The sequence below is a fragment of the Achromobacter sp. ACRQX genome, assembly GCF_022346505.1.
Classification (GTDB): Bacteria; Pseudomonadota; Gammaproteobacteria; order Burkholderiales; family Burkholderiaceae_B; genus Achromobacter; species Achromobacter animicus.
Genome location: NZ_JAKRML010000002.1, coordinates 56,884 through 73,512, shown reverse-complemented (window position 1 = coordinate 73,512; position 16,629 = coordinate 56,884). Strand labels below are relative to the sequence as shown.

17 protein-coding genes are annotated in these 16,629 nt (G+C 66.6%); 10 read left to right on the top strand and 7 right to left on the bottom strand.

Annotated elements, in window-relative coordinates; translation table 11 throughout:
• The first annotated feature begins 1 nt into the window (after position 1).
• From MHZ91_RS02040 to MHZ91_RS02020, 5 genes are all read left to right on the top strand, one after another.
• Positions 2–976 carry a MotA/TolQ/ExbB proton channel family protein gene (locus MHZ91_RS02040; protein ID WP_175138753.1) on the top strand — a complete coding sequence of 325 codons (975 nt, stop codon included), beginning with the start codon at positions 2–4 and terminating at the stop codon, positions 974–976.
• Positions 976–1,470 carry a biopolymer transporter ExbD gene (locus MHZ91_RS02035; protein ID WP_175125771.1) on the top strand — a complete coding sequence of 165 codons (495 nt, stop codon included), beginning with the start codon at positions 976–978 and terminating at the stop codon, positions 1,468–1,470. The genes MHZ91_RS02040 and MHZ91_RS02035 overlap by 1 nt, the downstream gene beginning before the upstream one ends.
• 63 nt (positions 1,471–1,533) lie before the next feature.
• Positions 1,534–2,205 (top strand): response regulator transcription factor, encoded by a 672-nt coding sequence (locus tag MHZ91_RS02030; protein WP_006218435.1) that lies wholly within the window; start codon positions 1,534–1,536, stop codon positions 2,203–2,205.
• Between the two features lie 114 nt (positions 2,206–2,319).
• Entirely contained in the window at positions 2,320–3,390 is a 1,071-nt protein-coding gene (locus tag MHZ91_RS02025; RefSeq protein WP_063952906.1) for a HAMP domain-containing sensor histidine kinase, read from the top strand.
• Positions 3,387–5,315 (top strand): potassium transporter Kup, encoded by a 1,929-nt coding sequence (locus MHZ91_RS02020; protein ID WP_175125770.1) that lies wholly within the window; start codon positions 3,387–3,389, stop codon positions 5,313–5,315. Before MHZ91_RS02025 ends, MHZ91_RS02020 begins: the two co-directional genes overlap by 4 nt.
• A 105-nt stretch (positions 5,316–5,420) precedes the next feature.
• Here MHZ91_RS02020 and argG read toward each other — a convergent pair whose 3' ends face one another.
• Positions 5,421–6,761, bottom strand: coding sequence for an argininosuccinate synthase (gene argG, locus MHZ91_RS02015; protein ID WP_175125769.1), 1,341 nt, complete (start codon positions 6,759–6,761; stop codon positions 5,421–5,423).
• 69 nt (positions 6,762–6,830) lie between these two features.
• Entirely contained in the window at positions 6,831–7,781 is a 951-nt protein-coding gene (locus MHZ91_RS02010) for a LysR family transcriptional regulator (protein ID WP_239212097.1), read from the bottom strand.
• Positions 7,782–7,878: 97 nt separating this feature from the next.
• On the opposite strand from MHZ91_RS02010, the gene MHZ91_RS02005 reads away from it, so the two are divergent.
• From MHZ91_RS02005 to MHZ91_RS01990, 4 genes are all read left to right on the top strand, one after another.
• The gene (locus MHZ91_RS02005) at positions 7,879–8,745 is read left to right on the top strand and encodes an amidohydrolase family protein (protein WP_239212487.1); all 867 of its coding nucleotides are present in this window, start codon (positions 7,879–7,881) and stop codon (positions 8,743–8,745) included.
• 69 nt (positions 8,746–8,814) lie between these two features.
• Complete coding sequence (locus MHZ91_RS02000) at positions 8,815–9,768, top strand: tripartite tricarboxylate transporter substrate binding protein (protein WP_175125767.1); 954 nt, start codon at positions 8,815–8,817, stop codon at positions 9,766–9,768.
• Positions 9,769–9,770: 2 nt separating this feature from the next.
• A complete protein-coding gene (locus tag MHZ91_RS01995) occupies positions 9,771–10,301 on the top strand; it encodes a carboxymuconolactone decarboxylase family protein (protein WP_175125766.1) in 531 nt (176 codons plus the stop codon).
• Between the two features lie 11 nt (positions 10,302–10,312).
• On the top strand, positions 10,313–10,873 hold the full coding sequence (locus MHZ91_RS01990; protein WP_239212094.1) for a DUF4286 family protein: 561 nt from the start codon (positions 10,313–10,315) through the stop codon (positions 10,871–10,873).
• Between the two features lie 76 nt (positions 10,874–10,949).
• Here the strand turns inward: MHZ91_RS01990 and argF are convergent, their stop codons facing one another.
• Positions 10,950–11,891 carry an ornithine carbamoyltransferase gene (argF, locus tag MHZ91_RS01985; protein ID WP_175138749.1) on the bottom strand — a complete coding sequence of 314 codons (942 nt, stop codon included), beginning with the start codon at positions 11,889–11,891 and terminating at the stop codon, positions 10,950–10,952.
• A 56-nt stretch (positions 11,892–11,947) separates the two neighbouring features.
• On the bottom strand, positions 11,948–13,129 hold the full coding sequence (locus MHZ91_RS01980; RefSeq protein ID WP_239212091.1) for an aspartate aminotransferase family protein: 1,182 nt from the start codon (positions 13,127–13,129) through the stop codon (positions 11,948–11,950).
• A gap of 179 nt (positions 13,130–13,308) precedes the next feature.
• Between MHZ91_RS01980 and MHZ91_RS01975 the strand changes: the two genes are divergently transcribed.
• Positions 13,309–13,599, top strand: a complete 291-nt coding sequence (locus tag MHZ91_RS01975) for a DUF3579 domain-containing protein (protein WP_013392635.1) — start codon at positions 13,309–13,311, stop codon at positions 13,597–13,599.
• A gap of 125 nt (positions 13,600–13,724) precedes the next feature.
• Here MHZ91_RS01975 and MHZ91_RS01970 read toward each other — a convergent pair whose 3' ends face one another.
• The 3 genes from MHZ91_RS01970 to MHZ91_RS01960 all read right to left on the bottom strand — a co-directional run bounded on the left by MHZ91_RS01970 (position 13,725) and on the right by MHZ91_RS01960 (position 16,616).
• Entirely contained in the window at positions 13,725–15,002 is a 1,278-nt protein-coding gene (locus MHZ91_RS01970) for a TRAP transporter large permease (RefSeq protein WP_239212088.1), read from the bottom strand.
• 36 nt (positions 15,003–15,038) lie between these two features.
• Positions 15,039–15,539, bottom strand: coding sequence for a TRAP transporter small permease (locus tag MHZ91_RS01965; protein WP_056567167.1), 501 nt, complete (start codon positions 15,537–15,539; stop codon positions 15,039–15,041).
• Positions 15,540–15,641: 102 nt separating this feature from the next.
• Positions 15,642–16,616 carry a TRAP transporter substrate-binding protein gene (locus MHZ91_RS01960; protein ID WP_239212086.1) on the bottom strand — a complete coding sequence of 325 codons (975 nt, stop codon included), beginning with the start codon at positions 16,614–16,616 and terminating at the stop codon, positions 15,642–15,644.
• Positions 16,617–16,629: the final 13 nt, after the last annotated feature.

Sequence of the window (16,629 nt, the reverse complement as noted above, 5' to 3'; positions counted from 1 at the left end):
GATGTCCAACGCACTGCATAGCGCCACTCTGGTGGCGCAGGCGACCACCAGCCCGGCAGCGCCGGCTGCAGGCGCCGCGCCCGCGGCCGCCGCGGCCGCACCCGCAGCCCAGCAAGCCGCCACGACGGGCGGCGACGTAGTCCAGCAGGCTGCTGGCGCCGTTCAGCAATCGGCCGACGCGCTGCACAGCGCCGCGGCGGCGCTGCCGGCCGCGCCTGCGCCCGCGCCCGTCCCCGACATGGGCTTCCTGCACTTCGTCGCCCAGAGCGACTTCGTGGGCAAGAGCCTGTTCGTCATCCTGATCCTCATGTCGCTCGTGACCTGGTATCTCATCCTGGTCAAGGCAGGCAGCAACGTCAGCATGCGCAAGCGTTCGGCAGACTTCCTGAACAAGTTCTGGAATGCCAGCTCGCTGGAACAGGTCGAACACGAAATCAACACGCACGGCGCGCGCGATCCGTTCTCGCATCTGGCCAGCCACGCGATGCACGCGCAGGCGCACCACAACAAATTCGGCGCCACCAAGCTGGAAGAGTCGGGCAGCAATTCGGATTTCGTCACGCGCACCATGCGCAAGGTCATCGACGAAGAAACCGCCAAGCTGGAAAACGGCCTGACCGTGCTGGCCTCGGTGGGTTCGACGGCGCCGTTCGTCGGTCTGTTCGGCACGGTGTGGGGCGTGTATCACGCGCTGGTCGGCATCGGCCTGTCCGATGGCGTGACCATCAACCGCATCGCCGGTCCGGTGGGCGAAGCCCTCATCATGACGGGTCTGGGCCTGGCGGTGGCTATTCCGGCCGTGCTGGCGTACAACACCTTCGTGCGCAACAACCGCGTGTACTTGTCGCGCCTGGATGCCTTTGCACATGACCTGTTTGCGTTCCTGACCACCGGCCAGCAAGTTGCGCTGTCCGACGGCAAGGTGCGCGCGCTGCGTCGCCAGAACGGCCACGCGGCTCAACGCGGGAGCGAATAATGGCCTTTGGCAGCTTTGAGGGTAAAGGGTCCGGAAGCCATGCGGTGTCCGAGATCAACATGGTGCCCCTGATCGACGTCATGCTGGTGCTGCTGGTGATCTTCATCATCACGGCGCCGCTCCTGGCGCACTCGATCAAGATCAACATGCCCCAGGTGGCTGCCGAGCAGATCGAGGAAGAACCCAAGACCGTGGACCTGGCGATCGACGCCGCGGGCGCACTGTTCTGGGACGAGAAGCCGGTCAATATCGACGACCTGCCCAATCGCTTCAAGTCGATCGCCGGCACCAAGCCGCAACCCGAGATCCGCATCCGCGCCGATCAGAACACCCGTTACGAAACGCTGGCCAAGGTCATGGCCTCGGCGCGCCGCTCGGGCATGACGCGTATCGGTTTCGTCACGACGCCGCCCTCGGGTGGCGCTCCGGCGGCGGGTGCTCCCGCTTCGGGCGCACCTGCCGCGGCTCCGGCCCCGGCACCGTCCGGCCGGTGAACGAATCCAGGAAGGGGGCGCATTTCGCGCCCCTTTTTTTTTGGATCGCGCTAGAATCGCGGCATGCGAGTTCTGGTAATCGAAGACGACACCACCCTGGGCCATGCGCTCCAGGAATTCCTGGCCGACCAGGGTTATGCGGTCGACTGGCTGACCGAGGGCGACCGGGTTCTGGGCGCGCTGGCGGGCCAGCCGTATGACCTCATGCTGCTCGACCTCAATCTTCCCGGCATGAGCGGCCTGGACGTGCTGCGGCAACTGCGGCAGGACGGCAATCAGGTTCCCGTGCTCATCCTCACCGCTCGCGATGGCATCGAAGACCGCGTTGCCGGTCTGGACGCCGGAGCGGACGACTACGTCACCAAACCCTTCGAACTGCCCGAGCTGGCCGCGCGTGTGCGCGCCTTCGGCCGCCGCCGTGCCGGCCAGGCCCAGCCGCTCATCGAAGTCGGCCCGCTGGTGTTTGACACCGTCGGCCGCGAAGTCCGCGCCAATGGCCAGCGCCTGTCGCTGTCGGTGCGTGAACTTTCCGTCCTCGAAATGCTGATGGCCCGCGTGGGCCGCGTCGTGACCAAGCGCCAGATCGTCAATTCCCTGTCCGCCTGGGACGCGGATTTCAGCGAGAACGCCGTCGAAGTCTACGTGTACCGCTTGCGCAAGCGCCTGGAAGGCACGGGCGCCAGCATCCAGACGGTACGTGGCTTTGGCTACATGCTGGATGTGGAAACGGCCTGACGGGCCGGCCGCGGCCGGCGATCGCCGTCCGCGCGTTTTCATCCGCCTCATCGAGGGCTTCGCGCCATGACGCAGGAACGCACCCCCCAACCGTCTCCGGCTGCGCGCCCCCCCATGCTTCCCTCCCGATCGCTTGCCCGGCATCTCGTCATCCGGTTGATGCCGCCCATCCTGCTGCTCGTCCTGCTGGATCTGGCGGCAACCTGGGTCATCACCCACAAGATCGACATGTCGCTGTGGATGCTGGAAGACTTCTTCTGGCTGATGGTCGTGGGCCAGGTGGCGTTGATCGCGCTGTTTGCATGGGTGGTGATGCAGGGTGTGCGGTCCGGCCTGCGGTCGGTGAACCATCTGTCTGAAGAAATCCGGCAGCGCTCCATCGACGACATGCAGCCGTTGGAGGTTGCAGGTGTGCCCGTGGAGATCGAACCGCTGGTCACGCACACCAATGATCTGCTGCTGCGGCTGGATGCGTCGCTGGCCGCGCAGCGGCGCTTCATTGGTCACGCCGCGCATCAGTTGCGCACGCCGCTGTCGGGCCTGCGGCTGGAATCCGAACTCATGCTGGCGCGCCCCTTGCCGGACGACGTGCGGGCCCGTGCAGAGCGCATCAAGGCAGTCAGCGACCGCATGATCCGGCTGGGCCAGCAGCTGCTGGTGCTGGCCCGCGCCGATCCCAATGCGCGCCCACAGGACAGCTTTGTGCGCATCGACCTGTGCGAGTGGGTGCGGGTGCATGGCGCCGAATGGTTTCCGCGGGTGCGCGAGGCGCACTACGAGCTGGATCTGGCCGCGCCCGAAACGCCCATCTGGATCGACGCGGACCCCTTGCTGCTCGCGGAGCTGCTGGGCAACCTGATCGATAACGCGCTGCGCTATGGCAACCCGACGGGGCGCATCACGCTGATCGTGGGCGCCAATCCGCCCTCGCTGACCGTCGAAGACGACGGGCCCGGCATTCCGCCCGAAGAGCGCGACCGCGTGTTCGAGGCGTTCTACCGGTCGCCCACCGCGACGGCCGGCGGTTCGGGCCTGGGACTGGCCATCGTGCGAGAAATCGCGCACGCGCACGGCGCGTGGTGGAAGCTCACCAGCCGGCCCGATTTTTCCGGAACGCGGCTGTCCGTCGTATTCCCCGGCCCTCGCAAGGGGGCTCAACTCACTCGCCAAGAACCCGCATCATGAGCCAAGGCACGGTCAGCGCTGCTTCTTTGCCCCCAGGTCACCCGGGCGGCGCCCACGCCCCATCGTCGCGTGCGGCGCTGGTCCTGGGCGCGCTGGGCGTGGTGTACGGCGACATCGGCACCAGCCCGCTTTACACGCTGCGCGCCTGCCTGACCGGCCTGAGCGTGCATACCGACCTGGAGCCGGCCCATCTGCTGGGCGTGCTGTCCATCCTGTTCTGGATGCTGATGGTGGTGGTGTCCCTGAAATATGTGATGCTGGTGCTGCGCGCGGACAACCGCGGCGAGGGCGGCACGCTGGCGCTGCTGGAACTGGCGGTGCGCGCGCGCGAGGGCAAGCTGCGCTGGGTGCTGATTGTGCTGGGTATCTTCGGTGCGGCGCTGTTCTACGGCGACAGCATGATCACGCCGGCGATTTCGGTGTTGTCGGCGCTGGAAGGCATCGGCATCGTGTCGCATACGCTGGACCACTGGGTGGTGCCGATCGCGCTGGTCGTGCTGATCGCATTGTTTGCGATCCAGTCGCATGGCACGGCCGCCATGGGCAAGCTGTTCGGTCCGGTGATGTTCCTGTGGTTCGCCACGCTGGCGGCCCTGGGCGGCTGGCAGATCTGGCAGACGCCCGAGGTGCTGGCCGCGCTGAACCCGATGTGGGGGCTGCGCTTCATCGTCGAAGCGCCGTGGGTCAGCTTCGTGTTGCTGGGCGCGGTGGTGCTGGCGCTGACCGGGGCCGAGGCCCTGTATGCCGACATGGGCCACTTTGGCCGCCCGGCGATCCGCCGTGCCTGGTTCAGCATGGTGCTGCCGGCGCTGACGCTGTGCTACTTCGGCCAAGGGGCGCTGCTGCTGCGCGATCCCACCGCCATCCGCAATCCGTTCTTCCTGATGGCGCCGGAATGGGGGCTTGCCCCGCTGGTCGCGCTGGCCACCATCGCCACCATCGTGGCGTCGCAGGCCGTGATTTCGGGCGCCTATTCGGTGACGCGCCAGGCAGTGCAGTTGGGCTTCTGGCCCCGCATGCAGATCCTGCACACATCCGCGATCGAGAAGGGCCAGATCTATCTGCCGCAGGTCAACGCGCTGCTGCTGTGCGCGGTGCTGATCCTGGTGCTGTGGTTCCGCAATTCCGACAACCTGGCCGCGGCCTACGGCTTTGCGGTGACGGGCACGATGTTCACGACGTCGGTGCTGGCGTTTGCGGTGCTGCCGCGCGGCAGCACGGGCATCAAGCGCATGATGTGGTTCCTTGTGCTGGGCCTGTTGCTGCTGCTGGACGTGCTGCTGTTTTCGGCCAACGTCTTCAAGATCCACGAAGGCGGCTGGCTGCCGCTGGTGGTGGCGATCGTGGTGTTCACGCTGATGATGACGTGGCGGCGCGGCCGTCGTCTCTTGTCCGACATGCAGCAGCGCGACCGCCAGCCGCTCAAGGAATTCATGGAGCAGCTCGAGCAGTATCCGCCGTCGCGCGTGCCGGGTACCGCCATCTTCATGACGATGAATTCGGGCAACGTGCCGCCGGCGCTGCTGCACAACCTGAAGCACAACAAGGTGCTGCACGACCACGTACTGTTCCTGTCGATCCAGTCGGCCGACGTGCCGTATATCGCGCCCGAAGAGCGCTTCGAGGTGAACAAGCTCAGCGCATCGAGCTGGGCTGCGACGGTCACCTACGGCTTCAAGGAAGATCCGGACGTGCCGGAGGCGCTGCGCCTGATTGCCGAAGCGTATCCGGAGCTGGATCTGGAGCCGATGCGCACGTCGTTCTTCCTGTCGCGCCAGACGGTCGTGGCGGCCAGGAAGCCCGCCTTGTCGCGCTGGCGGCGCGCGGTGTTTTCGTTCATGGCGCGCAATTCGACTCGCAGCACCAAGTTCTTCAAGATCCCGGCGAACCGGGTCGTGGAGATGGGCATGCAGGTCGAGCTGTAGCCGCCACGCTGACCGCGTCACGGCCTCGCCGCGCCGGGCCACAACTGCCAGGCGAAAAAAAACCCTCGGTGTGAACACTGAGGGTTTTTGTTTGGCCTTGAAGAATTACTTCTTCGAGGTCGTGTCTTTCAGTTGGGGCAGCGACGTGCCGCTGGAGGCGAGCAGGCCGGTCTTGACGTACGTGAACAGCTTTTCGCGCGTGTCGACGATGTCGAGGTTGCGCATGGTGAGCTGGCCGATGCGGTCCGCCGGCGTGAAGGGGGCATTTTCCACCTTCTCCATGGACAGACGCTCGGGTGCGTACGTGAGGTTGGGCGACACGGTGTTCAGCAGCGAATAGTCGTTGCCGCGGCGCAGTTCGATGGTGACTTCGCCAGTGACGGCGCGGGCCACCCAGCGCTGGGCGGTTTCGCGCAGCATGATGGCTTGCGGGTCGAACCAGCGGCCCTGGTACAGCAGGCGGCCCAGCTTGCGGCCGTTTTCGCGGTACTGCTCGATCGTGTCTTCGTTGTGGATGCCGGTGACCAGGCGCTCGTAGGCGATGAAGAGCAGGGCCAGGCCCGGGGCTTCGTAGATGCCGCGGCTCTTGGCTTCGATGATGCGGTTTTCGATCTGGTCGCTCATGCCCAGGCCGTGACGGCCGCCGATGCGGTTGGCTTCGAGCAGCAGTTCGACGGGATCAGCGTATTCGACGCCGTTCAGGGCGACGGGCTGGCCTTCTTCGAAGCGGACCGTGACTTCCTCGGCCTTGACGGCGACGTCGTCGCGCCAGAACGCCACGCCCATGATGGGCTTGACGATGCGGATGCCGGAATTCAGGTGTTCCAGGTCCTTGGCTTCGTGCGTGGCGCCGAGCAGGTTGGAGTCGGTGGAGTAGGCCTTTTCAGCCGACATCTTGTAGTCGAAACCGGCTTGGCGCATGTATTCGGACATTTCCGAACGGCCGCCGAGTTCGTCGATGAAGCGCTGGTCGAGCCAGGGCTTGTAGATCTTGAGTTCCGGGTTGGTGAGCAGGCCGTAGCGGTAGAAACGCTCGATGTCGTTGCCCTTGAACGTGCTGCCGTCGCCCCAGATGTTGACGTTGTCTTCCTTCATGGCGGCGACCAGCATCGTGCCGGTGACGGCGCGGCCGATGGGCGTCGTGTTGAAGTACGTGATGCCGGCGGTCGAGATGTGGAACGCGCCCGACTGCAGGGCGGCGATGCCTTCGGCCACGAGCTGCGCGCGGCAGTCGATCAGGCGGGCGTTTTCGGCGCCGTAAGCCAGGGCCTTGCGGGGAATCTCGTCGTAGTCGGATTCGTCGGGCTGGCCCAGGTTGGCGGTGTAGGCGTAGGGGATGGCGCCGTTGTTGCGCATCCAGAGGAGCGCAGCGCTGGTGTCCAGGCCGCCGGAAAAGGCGATGCCGACTTTCTGGCCGGTGGGCAGGTTCGGGAGGATAGTGGTCATTGTTTGAGGTGAGACGCCAACAGGACTTTGACAGCAACGAGCCGCCAAACAAGAAAATAGCCCGCCATTTTAACTCTTTTGAGGGGGGCTGGCCGCCGGGGTTGCGGCGCGGGGGGCGCCCGGCGCGAACAGCTCGGCAAGCCGCAGGCCGCGGATCAGCTCGCCTGTGGCCGCGGCCAGCCGGGTAGCTGGGCGATGGCGGGCGCTGGCCAGCACCAGGTTGTTGGTGATCGTCGGCGAGCCAATGGCGCTCAGGGACAGTTCATGTTCGGCGGCCGGCCCGCGCGCCGCCGAGAGCGGCAGGATGGCGTAGGCGTCGCCCTGCGCGGCCAGTTCCACGATGGTCTGCACGGCGTCGACCTCGGCCGCGACCTTGAGCCGCACGCCCTGCGCACGGCAGACGCTTTCGACGAGGGTGCGGATGGCGTTGGGCAGGCTGGGCAGCACCAGCGGATAGTCGCCCAGCCGCGCGACCGGCACGCGGGCGGGCAGGGGCGGCTGATGGCCCGCCGCGGCCGCCAGGACCAGGTCTTCGCGGAACAGGGACTCGTAGGCAAGCTGCGGAGACGGGGCAGGGTCGTAGAGCAGCGCCAGGTCCACCCGGCCGGCGAGCAGCCATTCGCGGACCTGGGCGCTCAGGCCTTCGGCCACGGCGATGGAGGCATCGGGAAAATTCTGGCGGAACGCCTGCACCAGCGGCGGCGTGAGCACGCGCGCGATGCGGGGCGGCAGGCCGATCATGACCTTGCCGGTGGGCGTTTCGCGCAGCGTCTGCAGATCCTCCTTGGCGCGCTCGGCCAACGCCAGCAGGGCGCGGGCGTGCTCGAGAAAGCGCAGTCCCGCTTCCGTGGGTTCGGCCCCGCGCCCGTTCCGGTAGAGCAGGTGCTGCCCCAGCTCCAGTTCCAGCAGCCGCACCTGACGGCTCAGTGTGGGCTGCGCGACGTCCAGCATTTCAGCGGCGCGCGAGAAGCTGCGTCGCTCGGCCACGCGCACGAAGTACTCGATTTGCTTGAGATCCATCGGGATATTAGGTTTTTCGATATCAGAAATATACGGTATAGCATTGTTCGCCCTCCGGCATTCCGCGACCATGGCGCTTTCCATGCAGGAAGTCCCCGTGCCCGATTGCCGTCCGCCGCTTGCCTCGCCCTCCCGTCCCCGCCACGCGCTGCCGCCGGGCGCGTGCGACGCGCATTGCCACGTCTTCGGACCGGGCGATGTGTTTCCGTATGCCGAAGGCCGGTCGTACACGCCGCCGGACGCGTCGTTCGCCAGCATGGCGGCGCTGCATGCCCATCTGGGCATCGAGCGCGCCGTGGTGGTGCAGGCCAACTGCCATGGATCGGACCATCGCGCCTTGCTGGACGCGCTGGCGCGCAGCAACGGCAGATATCGCGGCGTGGCGCTGCTGGGCGCGGACGCCACCGCTGCCAGCGTCAAGGCGCTGCACGAAGGCGGCGTGCGGGCCGCGCGGTTCAACTTCGTGCCGCATCTGGGCGGCGCGCCCGAGCCGGCGGTGTTCGACCACGTGGTCAAGCTGATCGCGCCGTTGGGATGGCACCTGTGCTTGCACGTGGACGGCGCGATGCTGCCCGAACTGCTGCCGCAACTGCTCACGCTGCCGGTGCCGTTCGTGGTGGACCACATGGGCAGGCTGAAGGCGGCCGATGGGCTTGATTCACCGGCGATGCGCGCGTTGCTCAGCCTGGCGGACGTAGGCCAGGCGTGGGTCAAGGTGTCCGGCATCGACCGTATCGCCGCCGGCCGCCGTCCCTTTGCGGAAGGCATTTCCTTCGTGCGCGCGCTGGTGGAGGCCTTGCCGGACCGCACCTTGTGGGGCACGGACTGGCCGCATCCGAATGTGGCCGGCGATATGCCGGACGACGGTGAACTGGTCGACACGTTTTTCGAAGCGTGCCCGGACGCCGGACTGCGCCAGCGCGTGCTGGTGGACAACCCGGCGCGGCTTTACGGATTTCAGTAGCACAGAGAAAGCGGAACGAGGGCCAGGAAGCCCCCGCCGCAAGCACATCCCCATCAACGAGGAGACACCATGTTCAAGAAAATCATCTCGGCCGCCGTGCTGAGCCTGGCCGCTGCTGGCGCGGCCCACGCCGACGGTCCCGTGCGCCTGATCATCGCGTTCCCGCCGGGCGGCCCCGTGGATCTGGTGGGCCGCGTGCTGGCCGAGCAGTTGGGCAAGGAGCTCAAGCAGAACGTCATCGTCGAAAACAAGGCGGGCGCCAACGGCAACATCGCGGCCGCCTACGTGGCCAAGGCGCCGGCCGACGGCTCGGTGCTGTTCCTGACCAGCGTGGGCGCGGTGGCAATCAGCCCGGCGCTGTACAAGGACCTGCCGTATGACCCCGCTCGCGATTTCGCGCCGGTCTCGCGCGTGGTGAACAACGCCACGGTGTTCGTGGTGAATCCGTCCAACCCGGCGACGGACGCCGCCGACTTCGTGAAGAAGTCGCAGGCCGCGTCGCAGTCCGTGGCCATCGGCTCGTCGGGCATCGGCAGCATTCCGCACCTGACGCTGGAAATGTTTGCCGATTCCAGCAAGGCCAAGGTGCTGCACGTGCCTTACAAGGGCGCGGCGCCCGTCATCAACGACGTGATGGGCAATCAGGTGTCCGGTTTCTTCGGCGACGTGCCCGGCCTGATCGGCCATATCCAGGGCGGCAAGCTCAAGCCGTTGGGCCTGGCCGCGCCGACACGCCATCCGCTGCTGCCCGACGTGAAGACGATGGCCGAGCTGGGCATCCCCGGCGTCGAATCGAACAACTGGTACGGCCTGGTCGCACCCGCGGCCACGCCCGCCGCCACCGTCGACAAGCTGAACCAGGCTGTGCGCGCCGCGCTGGCCAACGAGGCCGTCCGCGCCCGCCTGGAGAAGTTCGGCGCCGAGGCCGCGCCCAGCACGCCGCAGGAACTGGGCGCGCTGATCGCCGCCGACCGCGAAAAATGGACCGCGCTGATCCAGCGCAAGAACATCCGTCCGGAGTAAGCATGAGCGCCCGCCGAATCGAACCCGTGGTGCCGGGCACCCGCCCGGAGCTGGCCGTGCTGGAGGCGCGCATCGCCGCCGCGCGCGGCCGCATTTCGCCGCTGTACCAGGTGCTGCTGAACAGCCCGGCGGTGGTCGAGGGCTGGGAAGCCATGCTGACCGCGATCCGGCAGAAGACGTCGCTGGCGCCGCGGTTGCGCGAGCTGATCATCCTGCGCGTGGCGACGTTGAACAATGCGCCCTACGAGTTCGAGGCGCACGTGCCGCACGCGCTGGCGGGCGGCATGCCGCAGGCCGTCATCGACGTGCTGCGCGGCAACCCCGCGCCGGATCAGGTGCAGGGCCTGGAACCGGGAGAGGCTGAGGTGCTGGCGCTGACGGATGCGATGACGCGCGACATCGAGGTGCCGGACGCGGTGTTTGCGCCGCTGCGAGAGCGCTACGATGATGCGCAACTGGTGGAACTGACCGCAACGGTCGGGGCGTACAACATGGTGTCGCGCTTCCTGGTCGCCTTGCGCGTCGGACATTGAAGGAGAGGGCTGTGCAGGAAACGATGTTGCTGGTGTCGCTGGGCGAACGGTTTGACGAGGCGCGCGCCCGTGATCTGGCCGGGCGCCTTGCGGACGGGCTGGCGGATGTGAAGATCAGCGCCTTTGCCGCGCTGGAAGCGGAGGAGACCTACGTAACCGTGCGCGGGGCCCGTGCATTGCCGGAGATTCAGGCCCGCCTGAACGAACTGGCGCCCGGCGCGCATGCACGTGTGTTGCACCAGACGCTGGATCTGCCCGGCGCGTCGGCGGGGCAGGAGGCGCCGTGGCATTACATCGTCGAAACCGACGTGTTGCCCGAGGCCGAGGCCGACCTGAACGCCTGGTACGACCAGGAGCATCTGCCAGGGCTGGCGTCGGTGCCCGGCACGGTGCGCGCGCAGCGTTGGGAATGCCGCGACGAATCGCCGCGCTACCTGGCCTGCTACGACCTGCATACGCAGGAGACCTTTGGCAGCCCGCCGTGGCTGGCGGTGCGCGCGACCGACTGGAGCAGCCGCGTGCGGCCGTCGTTCCGCAACACGCGGCGCACGATGTTCAGGAAGATCCTGTAGCACCAAGCGGTCTAGAAAGCAGAAGGGCCCGGACATCGCAGGATGCCCGGGCCCTTCTCATGTATGCAGGACAGGTTTAGTCGACCTGACCCAGCAGCAGGAATTCCATCAGCGCCTTCTGCACGTGCAGGCGGTTTTCGGCTTCGTCCCAGACCACGCTCTGCGGTCCGTCGATGACTTCGCCGGTGACTTCCTCGCCGCGGTGGGCGGGCAGGCAGTGCATGAAGACGGCCTGCGGGTCGGCCGCGGCCATCATCTCGGCGTCCACGCACCAGTCGGCGAACGCGGCGCGGCGCTCTTCGTTTTCGGCCTCGTAGCCCATGCTGGTCCACACGTCGGTGGTGACCAGGTGCGCGCCCTTGCAGGCTTCCATGGGGTCCTTGAACTGGCGCAGCACCTTGTCGGACGGCGTGCCGATGCGCGAGGCTTCGAGTTCGTAGCCGGCCGGCGTGGACACATGCAGCGTGAAGCCCAGCATTTCGGCCGCGTGCAGCCACGTGTAGGCCATGTTGTTGGCATCGCCCACCCAGGCGACCGTCTTGCCGGCGATGGGGCCGCGGTGCTCGATGTAGGTGAAGATGTCCGCCAGGATCTGGCAGGGGTGGAATTCGTTGGTCAGGCCGTTGATCACGGGCACGCGCGAATGCGACGCGAAGCGCTCGATGCGGGTCTGCTCGAACGTGCGGATCATGACGATGTCGACCATGCGCGAGATCACGCGCGCGGTGTCCTCGATGGGCTCGGAGCGGCCGAGCTGCGAGTCGTTGGACGTCAGGTTGATGACCGAGCCGCCCATCTGGTACATGCCGGCCTCGAATGAGACGCGGGTGCGCGTGCTGGCCTTTTCGAACACCATTGCCAGCGTGCGGTCGTGCAGCGGCATGTGGGGCTCATAGCGTTTGAACTTTTCCTTGATCAGGCGCGCGCGGTCCAGCACGTAGGCGATCTCGGCGGACGAGAAGTCCTTGAACTGCAGAAAGTGCCGCAGCGGGCCGTTTTGAGTCGTGGGAGGAGTCATGTTGATGTCGCAGGTCATTGGGCCCCGCCAGGCTCGTGGCCCGGCAGGGACGTTGATTATGGTTTTTCGGCCAGGAACTGTTGAATGAGCGGCACCAGCAGGGCGACGATCTGGTCGGCCTCCTGGCGCGTCAGGATCAGCGGCGGCAGCATGCGGATGACGCGGTCGCGCGTGACGTTGATGAGCAGGCCTGCTTCCATGGCGCGCAGCGCAAGGACGCCGCAGGGGCGGGCCAGCTCGATGCCCAGCATGAGGCCGCGGCCGCGGATGTCGGTCACGCCGGGCGTGCCGGCCAGCGCGCTGGCCAGGCGGTCTTTCAGGTATTCGCCCACGTCATGGGCGTTTTCAAGCAGGTTTTCGGATTCCAGCGCATCGAGCACTGCAAGGCCTGCCGCGCACACGAGCGGCCCGCCGCCGAACGTGGTGCCATGGCTGCCCGGCGTAAACACACCTGCGGCCGGCCCGGCGGCCAGCATCGCGCCGATGGGCACTCCGCCCGCCAGGCCCTTGGCCAGCGTCATGACGTCGGGGCGGATGTCGGCCCATTGGTGCGCGAACCACTTGCCGGTGCGGCCGATGCCGGACTGCACTTCGTCGATCATCAGCAGCCAGCCGCGCTCGGTGCAGAGTTGGCGCAGCGCCTGCAGGTAGGCGATGTCGGACGGGCGGATGCCGCCTTCGCCCTGCAGGACTTCCAGCAGCACGGCGGTGGTGCGCGGCTCGGCGTCGCCGGCGGCACGCACCGCGTCCAGGTTGTTGTACGGCACCTGGATGAAGCCTCTGGGCAGGGGCTCGAAGCCTTTGCGCGCCTTATCGCTGCCGGTAGCCGCCAGCGTGGCCAGCGTGCGGCCATGCCAGGACGAATCCATGGTGATGATGTGGGCGTGCTTGTTGCCGCGCTGATAGGCGTAGTAGCGGGCGAGCTTGATGGCCGCTTCGTTGGCCTCGGAGCCGCTGTTGTTGAACGCGACTTCCTGCATGCCGGACAGCGCCGTCAGCCGGGCGGCAAGCTCGGTCTGCTGCGGGATGTCGTAGATGTTGGAGGTATGGATGACGCGGGCCGCCTGTTCGGCGATGGCGGCGACAAGCTTCGGATGGGCATGGCCCAGGCAGGAGACGCCGATGCCGGCCAGGGCATCCAGGTACTTGCGGCCGCCTGCGTCCCACAGCCAGACACCCTGGCCGTGCGTGAACGATACCGGCAGCCGGGCATAGATATTGGCCAGAGGCGAGCTCATCGCGGATCCTCCTGGGGGAATGGCATCGACAGCGTGCCCGCTTGCTAGGGCGAATCAGGGGCGAATCGCGGTTCGAAAGAGGGCAAAGGATCAATCATATACAATTCGCGGCGCGGCACGCATGTTTGATCACGCCGAAGATCCGGCTTTCGTGAAAGGCGTCCCGCAGTGAAGAACACATGGCAACTCGCGTCAGACAATTCGTAATTCATGGCGTTACCGAAAGCGGTAGCCGCTTCCGCCCCAGCGATTGGGCAGAACGGCTCGCCGGCGTAATGGCACAGTTCCGGCCCGCCGGCTGTGCTGGTAACCACCTCACTTATTCGCCTTATGTGCTGCCCGTCGTGATCGATGGCGTGCGCGGGATCGTTGTCGACCTGCGCCTGCGCGACCTGGAGCCGCTGGCCTACAAGTTCGTGGTGGATTTCGCCCGCGACAACAACCTCAAGACGGAAGAACGCGAAATCTAGGCCCCCAGAACGAAAAAGCGCCCCAACCGGGCGCTTTTCTCATTCTGCGATCCCTGCACGCCGGTCAGGCGGGCCGGGCGCTACCCGCCGCACGGACGATTGCCCGCGCGGCGGCTAGGCGCGGATCACTTCGCGTACACCAGATCGCGCAGCCCCAGCGACAGCCCCGGCCAGTAGGTGATGACCAGCAGGCACAGGATCACCACGCCGACGAAGGGCACCAGGGGTTTGATCAGGCGCTCAAGCGGCAGCTTGGCCACCGCGCACGCGGCAAACAGGTTCACCCCGAACGGCGGCGTGATCATGCCCAGCGCCAGGTTGACCACCATGATGATGCCGAAATGCACCGGGTCCACGCCGAACTGCAGCGCCACCGGCAGCAGCAAGGGGGCCAGCACGACGATCGACGCCGAGGTCTCGATGAACATGCCGATGACGAACAGCGCGGCGTTCACGCCCATCAGGAAGCCGAACTTGGTGTCGAAGATCTGGGCGAGCCACGTGCCCAGCGCGTCCGGAATGCCGGCGCGGTTGAGCAGGAAGCTGAAGATGCCCGCGTTGGCGATCACGAACATGATGACTGCGGTCGACACGACCGATTTGTGCAGCGTGTCCGACAACTGACGGAACGTAAGGCGGCGGTAGATGAACTTGCCCACGAAGACGGCGTACATCACGGCCACGACCGACGCTTCGGTCGGCGTGAAGACGCCGCCGTAGATGCCGCCCAGGATGATGACGGGCATCAGCAGCGCCAGCCAGGCGCGCTTGAACGCGGGCCACAGCGGCAGCCGGCCTTCGCCGTCGCGCTTGCCCAGGTTGTTGCGCTTGGCGTACAGCCAGACGTAGAACATCAGCGCAACGCCGATCAGGATGCCCGGCATGACGCCGGCGATGAAGAGTTCGCCCGTGGAGGTGTCGGTGGACACGGCAAACAGGATCATCGGGATGGACGGCGGGATGATGACCCCGAGTTCCGCCGCGCTGGCCTGCAATGACGCCGCAAAGGGGGCCGGATAGCCGTGCCGGATCATGGCGGGAATCAGGATGGCGCCCACCGCGAAGGTCGTGGCCACGCTGGAGCCCGCGACCGCCGCGAAGATCATGCAGGTCAGCACGCAGGTGCAGGCCAGGCCGCCCTGGATGCCGCCGACCACGCTCTTGGCGAATTCCACCATGCGCTCGGAGATGCCGCCGGCTTCCATCAGGTTGCCGGCCAGGATGAAGAAGGGGATGGCCACCAGCGGGTACTTGTCCAGCGCGGCAAACAGCTGCTGCGCGACGACCAGCCAGGGCAGGCCCGAGGCGCCGACGCCCGCCAGGCTGGCCAAGCCGATCGACACGGCGACCGGCACGGACAGCCCGAAGAAAATCAGCATCGAGACAATCATTAATTGGGACATGGCGATTTTTGCTGCTCAGGTTCGATAGGGGGCGGCTCAGCCTTGCGCGTCGTTGCGCACGGGCACGTCGTCTTCTTCGCCGGCGCACCAGCGGGCCAGCACGGCGATGGCCGCCAGCGTGGCGCCCACGGGGATGGCCAGATAAATCCAGGAAATCGAGATGTCCAGGCTCGGCACGTTCTGGAAACGCACGCGATAGGTCATGTTGCCGCCGATCCAGGCCAGAAAGCCGAGAAAGCCCGCGCAGATCAGGCCGATGATGGCCTCGAGCACGCGGCGGCGCGTGCCGCCCAGCAGATTGCGCAGCAGCTCGACGCTGATCATGGCGCCGTGGCGGAAGGCCAGGGCCACGCCCAGCAGCACGGTCCAGATCAGGAGGGCGCGGGTAAGGACTTCGCTCCAGTCGGCGGGCGAGTGCAGCACGAACCGGGCGATGACCTGGTAGAACGCGGCGGCCGCGGCGGCCACCAGCAAAAGTTGGGCGAGGGCCGAGACCAGCTTGAACAGGCCGCGGTCGAAGGCGCAGAGCAAACGCATGGTGAATTCCGTTGGCGATGGACGCGGAAAAGTGGGGCGGGCGCGCGGCGCAGGCCGGTCCCGCCGCCAGGCAAACGGCCCCGCGATGGGGGCCGTGCCGGCTTACTTGGTGTCGCGGATCGAGTCGATCAGCTTTTTGTCGAACTTCTTGTAGTACTCGGGGTAGGCGGGTTCCACGGCGGCGGCAAAGGCGGCGCGGTCCACTTCGGACACCTGCATGCCTTCCTTCTTGAGCTGCTCGACGCCCGTCTTTTCGATGTTGTCGACGTAGGCGCGCATGGCCTGGGCCGATTCCTTGCCGGCCTTGTCGAAGTTGGCCTTGTCGGCAGCCGACAGGCCTTCATAGACGTTGGCGGACATCAGCACCAGGGCCGGGCCGTACACGTGGCCGGTCAGCGACAGGTACTTCTGCATCTGCGACAGCTTGGCCGACGTGATCACGGACAGCGGATTTTCCTGGCCGTCGATGGTGCCCTGCTGCAACGCGGTGGCCACTTCGGGCCAGGCCATCGGCGTGGGCAGGATGCCGATCTGGCGGAAGGCCGTGATGTGGATCGGGTTTTCGGTGGTGCGGATCTTCAGGCCCTTGGCGTCCGCCGGGGTCTTGACCGGGCGCACGTTGTTGGTCAGGTGGCGAAAGCCCTGTTCGCCCCACGCCAGCGCCACGATGCCGCGGCTGGGGAACTTGGCCAGCATGTCCTGGCCGATCTTGCTGTCCAGCACCGCGCGGGCGTGCGGCAGGTCGCGCAGCAGGAACGGGATGTCGAAAACGCCGGTCTCGGGAACAAAATTCAGGGTTGCACCGGTCGAAACGATCGCGAGATCGATGGTGCCGATCTGCAGGCCTTCGATCACTTCACGTTCGCCGCCCAGCGCGCTGTTGGCAAACTGCTGGACCTTGAACTTGCCGTTGGTCGAGCCTTCGATGGATTTGGCCATCGCGTCGGCGCCGGCGCCGTAGTGCGACGACGTCGACAGGGCGTAGGCCATCTTCAGGGTGGTCTGCGCTGCCGCGGGCAGCGAGGTGGCGGCCGCGCAGGCGGCCAGAATCGTGGCCGCAAGCCAGGTTTTACGCATTGTCTTCTCCGGA

Coding starts and splice junctions, on each gene's coding strand:
- MHZ91_RS01970 (WP_239212088.1), bottom strand. CDS start 15,002: ATGTCCCAATTAATGATTGTCTCGATGCTGATTTTCTTCGGGCTGTCC.
- MHZ91_RS01995 (WP_175125766.1), top strand. CDS start 9,771: ATGAGCGCCCGCCGAATCGAACCCGTGGTGCCGGGCACCCGCCCGGAG.
- argG (WP_175125769.1), bottom strand. CDS start 6,761: ATGACCACTATCCTCCCGAACCTGCCCACCGGCCAGAAAGTCGGCATC.
- MHZ91_RS01975 (WP_013392635.1), top strand. CDS start 13,309: ATGGCAACTCGCGTCAGACAATTCGTAATTCATGGCGTTACCGAAAGC.
- MHZ91_RS02035 (WP_175125771.1), top strand. CDS start 976: ATGGCCTTTGGCAGCTTTGAGGGTAAAGGGTCCGGAAGCCATGCGGTG.
- MHZ91_RS02010 (WP_239212097.1), bottom strand. CDS start 7,781: ATGGATCTCAAGCAAATCGAGTACTTCGTGCGCGTGGCCGAGCGACGC.
- MHZ91_RS01965 (WP_056567167.1), bottom strand. CDS start 15,539: ATGCGTTTGCTCTGCGCCTTCGACCGCGGCCTGTTCAAGCTGGTCTCG.
- argF (WP_175138749.1), bottom strand. CDS start 11,891: ATGACTCCTCCCACGACTCAAAACGGCCCGCTGCGGCACTTTCTGCAG.
- MHZ91_RS02025 (WP_063952906.1), top strand. CDS start 2,320: ATGCTTCCCTCCCGATCGCTTGCCCGGCATCTCGTCATCCGGTTGATG.
- MHZ91_RS02020 (WP_175125770.1), top strand. CDS start 3,387: ATGAGCCAAGGCACGGTCAGCGCTGCTTCTTTGCCCCCAGGTCACCCG.
- MHZ91_RS02000 (WP_175125767.1), top strand. CDS start 8,815: ATGTTCAAGAAAATCATCTCGGCCGCCGTGCTGAGCCTGGCCGCTGCT.
- MHZ91_RS02030 (WP_006218435.1), top strand. CDS start 1,534: ATGCGAGTTCTGGTAATCGAAGACGACACCACCCTGGGCCATGCGCTC.
- MHZ91_RS01980 (WP_239212091.1), bottom strand. CDS start 13,129: ATGAGCTCGCCTCTGGCCAATATCTATGCCCGGCTGCCGGTATCGTTC.
- MHZ91_RS02040 (WP_175138753.1), top strand. CDS start 2: ATGTCCAACGCACTGCATAGCGCCACTCTGGTGGCGCAGGCGACCACC.
- MHZ91_RS01960 (WP_239212086.1), bottom strand. CDS start 16,616: ATGCGTAAAACCTGGCTTGCGGCCACGATTCTGGCCGCCTGCGCGGCC.